The 4,280-nt window shown below is 46.9% G+C and carries 3 protein-coding genes and 1 pseudogene; 2 read left to right on the top strand and 2 right to left on the bottom strand.

Features of this window, described 5'->3' with window-relative positions; translation table 11 throughout:
- A partial coding sequence (locus F566_RS0100380; RefSeq protein ID WP_020404994.1) for an IS5 family transposase occupies positions 1-507 on the top strand: 507 nt, incomplete at its 5' end.
- A gap of 142 nt (positions 508-649) precedes the next feature.
- Here the strand turns inward: F566_RS0100380 and F566_RS0100385 are convergent.
- Together F566_RS0100385 and F566_RS0100390 are read right to left on the bottom strand one after the other, a co-directional pair.
- Complete coding sequence (locus F566_RS0100385; RefSeq protein WP_020404995.1) at positions 650-1,861, bottom strand: GIY-YIG nuclease family protein; 1,212 nt, start codon at positions 1,859-1,861, stop codon at positions 650-652.
- Complete coding sequence (locus F566_RS0100390) at positions 1,854-3,905, bottom strand: DEAD/DEAH box helicase (RefSeq protein ID WP_020404996.1); 2,052 nt, start codon at positions 3,903-3,905, stop codon at positions 1,854-1,856. The genes F566_RS0100385 and F566_RS0100390 overlap by 8 nt, the downstream gene beginning before the upstream one ends.
- 152 nt (positions 3,906-4,057) lie before the next feature.
- On the opposite strand from F566_RS0100390, the pseudogene F566_RS38095 reads away from it, so the two are divergent.
- A pseudogene (locus F566_RS38095) lies at positions 4,058-4,280 on the top strand (hypothetical protein); the annotation flags it as partial.

Raw genomic sequence — 4,280 nt, forward strand, 5'->3', positions numbered from 1 at the left:
GCCCCGAGTTCCACCAAAAATCAAAGTGGCCAACGTGATCCGGAAATGCGTCAGACCAAGAAGGGCAATGAATGGCACTTTGGCATGAAGATGCACATTGGTGTAGACAGCGCCCGAGGGCTGATTCATAGCCTTGAAGCAACTGGGGCGAATGTTCATGACATTACCGTTGCGGACAAATTGCTGCACGGAGAAGAAGACTCCGTCTTCGGCGATGCCGGTTATCAAGGCATTCAGAAGCGGGAGGAACACCAGAAGCGAACTGGTGTCGCCTGGTTCATCGCGCGGCGTCCAGGTGAACGTCGGGTATTGAGTGAAGATCATCAAAGAATGGAGACACTCAAAGCCAGTATCCGGGCTAAAGTGGAACACCCGTTCAGATACATCAAGCAGGTGTTTGGTTACGACAAAGTCCGCTATCGAGGCTTGGCCAAGAACAAGAGCCGGCTCTATCTGTTGGCGGCCTTCAGCAATCTGCTGATGGCAAGGAAAGAGCTGCAGGTATAGGGGCAGTGAGCCCAGATGACGCCCCACAGGGGGGTAGGATCCAAAATGGCCGGAAAAACACTCTGAATATTCGGCCATATATCGTCGAGAGTTTGAATTACCTCAGAACCTTGGGGTTATTCAGACTCTCCCTAGAACAAATTTAGCTCATAATCAAAGCTGCTGACTCCGTATCATAACGATAATCACCAATCGTTCCATCTTTAATTCTTTCAACCACTTCATCAATGACAAACAATGGAACAAGGAACCACTCCCTCGGAACAACAGGCTTTCCAAATCTGTCTTTGATCTCTATTTCCAGTTTCGCTTTCGCAAAAAAACGGTGCAGGATATTTTCAAGTTTTGTTCGGCTGATATTGTACAACTCGTAAGTTGCTACAATTTCCACGTCTGCCATTAAATAGGTTGGGTCTTGTTTAGCATTGGCAATGCGTGTTTCCACGCTACCGCATGTTACACCTATCTTGTGAATCAGTTTACGGTTTTCGGCTATGGTTGGGTGATCTGACCTGCTGCGAAGAACATAGATTGTTCCGCTGGCGGTATCTTCTTCGCCTGCAATGCTATCGAATAGTGGGCCAGCAGAGAGTGAAATAATGCGTCTGCTCGCATCATCCACATACAGGGCTTTTTGCATGGAACGAAGAAGTAAGTCGCTCTCGGTTTTGTTGTCAAAGATAACTCGAAGCCTGTAATCATTCTTGTCGAAGCCGTGAATGCGCTCTTTGCTGATCTCAGCGATATAGGCTTTCTGGCCGTTGACGATAAACCAATCTCCCTGATTGATTTCCGCCATTGTCGCTTGGCCTTTCTGGTTTTTGAGTATCTTGGCTTCGAGTAAACCACGGGTGAGTTGAGCTTGTACTTGATCGAATAAAGGTTTGAATTTGTCGAAGTCGGTGCAAGGCGTTCGGCTGGCAATTTCCTTTGCGGCTCGTACTTCGGCGCGTGGTTTAACGTGCTTCAGGAAGGTCACGTCATTTTCTTTGGGGGCTTCTACACCTAGCTCCGCAAGAAGCTCCGCGTCGCTTTTATATTCCTTTGTAGGCTCAGCAATGGCATGTTCGGCGGTAAGTAAACCTTGATGGTCTAACGCTGCTACTAGATTCTTACATTCATCGAGTGAACGAATGCGGTCTAGGCGCGTGGCGTATAGACGTTCAAAAATATCTTTATCTTCGCCGTGCTGTGGTTGGTGTCCATGCTCTTCAACAAAGCGCTGTATCTCTTCAAAGCCTGCGATAATGCGCTCTTCTTTTGGGGTATGGGTGACTTTTTTAGCTGGGGTAATATCAACACCTAGCTCTTCAAGTAATGCTTTATTGGATTTCCGTTCTTTGGTATCAGCCATTGTTTTCCTCCGCTACTTTTCGAGCAAGGAAAGCAATACCCTCGGCCATGCGCTTTTCCCACGGGTCGGGTGAAGTCAGTTCTGGCAATCGGCCACGCTCTTTCTTGAATTTGATGGCACGGTCAACCAAATCTCTCGCTTCTTCCTCTGTCAGCGTTACTTTTTTGGCTGCGATAACGGCGGCAACCTGTTTCAGACTTTCCTCGCTCATGGATTTCGCCAAGATCGCGTAGGCTTCACTGAAGGGGTTAATACGGTCGATTAAATCTATGTCTAAGTCGCGCACATCCATAGCAAACTTTCTTACGCCATCCACAAAAGCAGTGCTGCCACCACGTTCGGTATCATTGTCTTGGTTGACAATTTCTTTTGCTTTTTGGGTAAGGTTTAAGGCCGCAATAGCGTGTTGACGAATGGCTTCTTGGTCTTCGTCATCCAGCTCTGGGTATTTGTCTTTAACAATTTTACCCATCCGAACCTGTGTTAATTCTTCGGGAATCATTTCTTCATCGAAGAGGCCACGCTCCAGTGCGGTTTTATCCTGCACAAAGGCGGTAATTACCTCGTTTAAATCTTCCTGACAGATACGCTGCGCATCTGGGCTTTTGGGTTCGGCAAGCCCTTTAATCTCAATTTGAAATTGCCCTGTAGATTCGTTAAAACCTACGTTATTGCCGTTGGGGTAGTAGCCGTTCTCGCCATAGTCAAAGCCTTCTACTGGAGCGCTTTGTGCGTTCTTAGGTGTGAAATTAAATCGTGGGGCAAGTACCTGCTCCATGAGTAAGCTGGCGGCAATGGCTTTTAAGGTGTCGTTCACGGCATCGGTAACGGCTTCCTCTGAAGCGTCCGGCTCTGCAATGAGGTTGGTAAAGCGTGCGTGGGTTTTGCCTTTGGCATCACGCGTGGCACGACCAATGATCTGAATAATTTCAGTGAGGCTAGAGCGATAACCTACGGTTAAGGCGTGTTCGCACCATATCCAGTCAAAGCCTTCCTTTGCCATACCAAGCGCGATGATGATGTCTACATGATCGCGATTGTTTTTTGCTTCAGGTAGTTTTAGCGAGGCAGTTACTTTGTCGCGCTTGCTGGGGTCATCATCTACCAAATCGGCAATTTTGATCGTACGTCTATCTGCCGTTTGTACCAAGTGAAAGCCTGTGGCTGGGTCTGTGCCAAGCCAGTTGCCTAGCTCTTCAATGATATGCTCCACTTCCTTGATTTTGTCTTTCGTGCTTTCGCGGGAATTCACGTTGGGAATGTGAATAATGGTTTTTTCGTTCGGGTTTAATACGCTCAGAATGTCATCGGCGTATGAACCAGAATAAAAGTAATAGCCAATATCCAAGGTTTTTAAATACTCGTAGCCGTTAAGCTGCTCGTAATAGGTATATGTCACTGTATCGAAATTAGCTTCATCTTGTGGGGATAGAACTGCTTCAGCATCGCCTCTGAAATATGAGCCAGTCATGGCGATGATATGCACTTTGTCACGGGCAATAAATTGCCCTAATTGTGCGCCTAAGCGATTATCTGGATTTGCACTGACGTGGTGGAATTCATCAACAGCGATTAGGCAGTCATCAAAAGCAGGTATGCCAAACTTGTCAACGGCAAAGCGGAATGTGGCGTGAGTACAAACCAATACTTTGTCTTCACTTTCCAAAAACGCACTAACAGAATTAACCTTGCCACCATCCTCTCCGGGGGCATTACATAAATTCCATTTTGGGGCTACCTCCCAATCCCAATAGAAACCATATTGGCTTAACGGCTCATTGTTAAAGCTCGCCCCAATGGACTTTTCAGGCACAACGATGATGGCTTTTTTAATGTTTTGGTTATGCAGCTTATCCAGTGCAATAAACATCAATGCGCGGCTTTTTCCAGACGCAGGCGGCGATTTAATCAGAAGGTATTGCTCGCCCCTTTTTTCGTAGGCTCGCTCCTGCATAACGCGCATGCCCAGCTCATTGGATTTTTTTGAGCTGCCGTTACAGGCATAGTTTACTGAAACAGAGGGGATGGATTTATGTTCCGTCATTTTCAGGATACCTTCTTCTTGGAATTTGTTGTCATTTTTGTATAAAGGTCGAAGAGCTTTTCTAAGCGCTCTGTATCATTTTTAAGGAGGCTCTGAATAACTCCCCAAATCAGTCATAATACGGCCAACTTCACTCATCAGGAATACTATCCATGGATCAGATGACTTTCTCCGAAGCTGAATACCAGAATAAGAAGCGTAAGACCCGCCGGGAAATCTTTCTGGAGCGAATGGATAAGCTGATCCCATGGAAACGCATGGAAAAGAAGATCGCCCGCTATTACCCAAGGGCGAGAACGGCCGCCCTCCGTATCCGTTATCCACCATGCTTCGTGTCCACTGCATGCAGCTATTTTATAACCTCAGCGATCCTGC

Source organism: Hahella ganghwensis DSM 17046 (assembly GCF_000376785.1).
GTDB classification, from domain to species: domain Bacteria; phylum Pseudomonadota; class Gammaproteobacteria; order Pseudomonadales; family Oleiphilaceae; genus Hahella; species Hahella ganghwensis.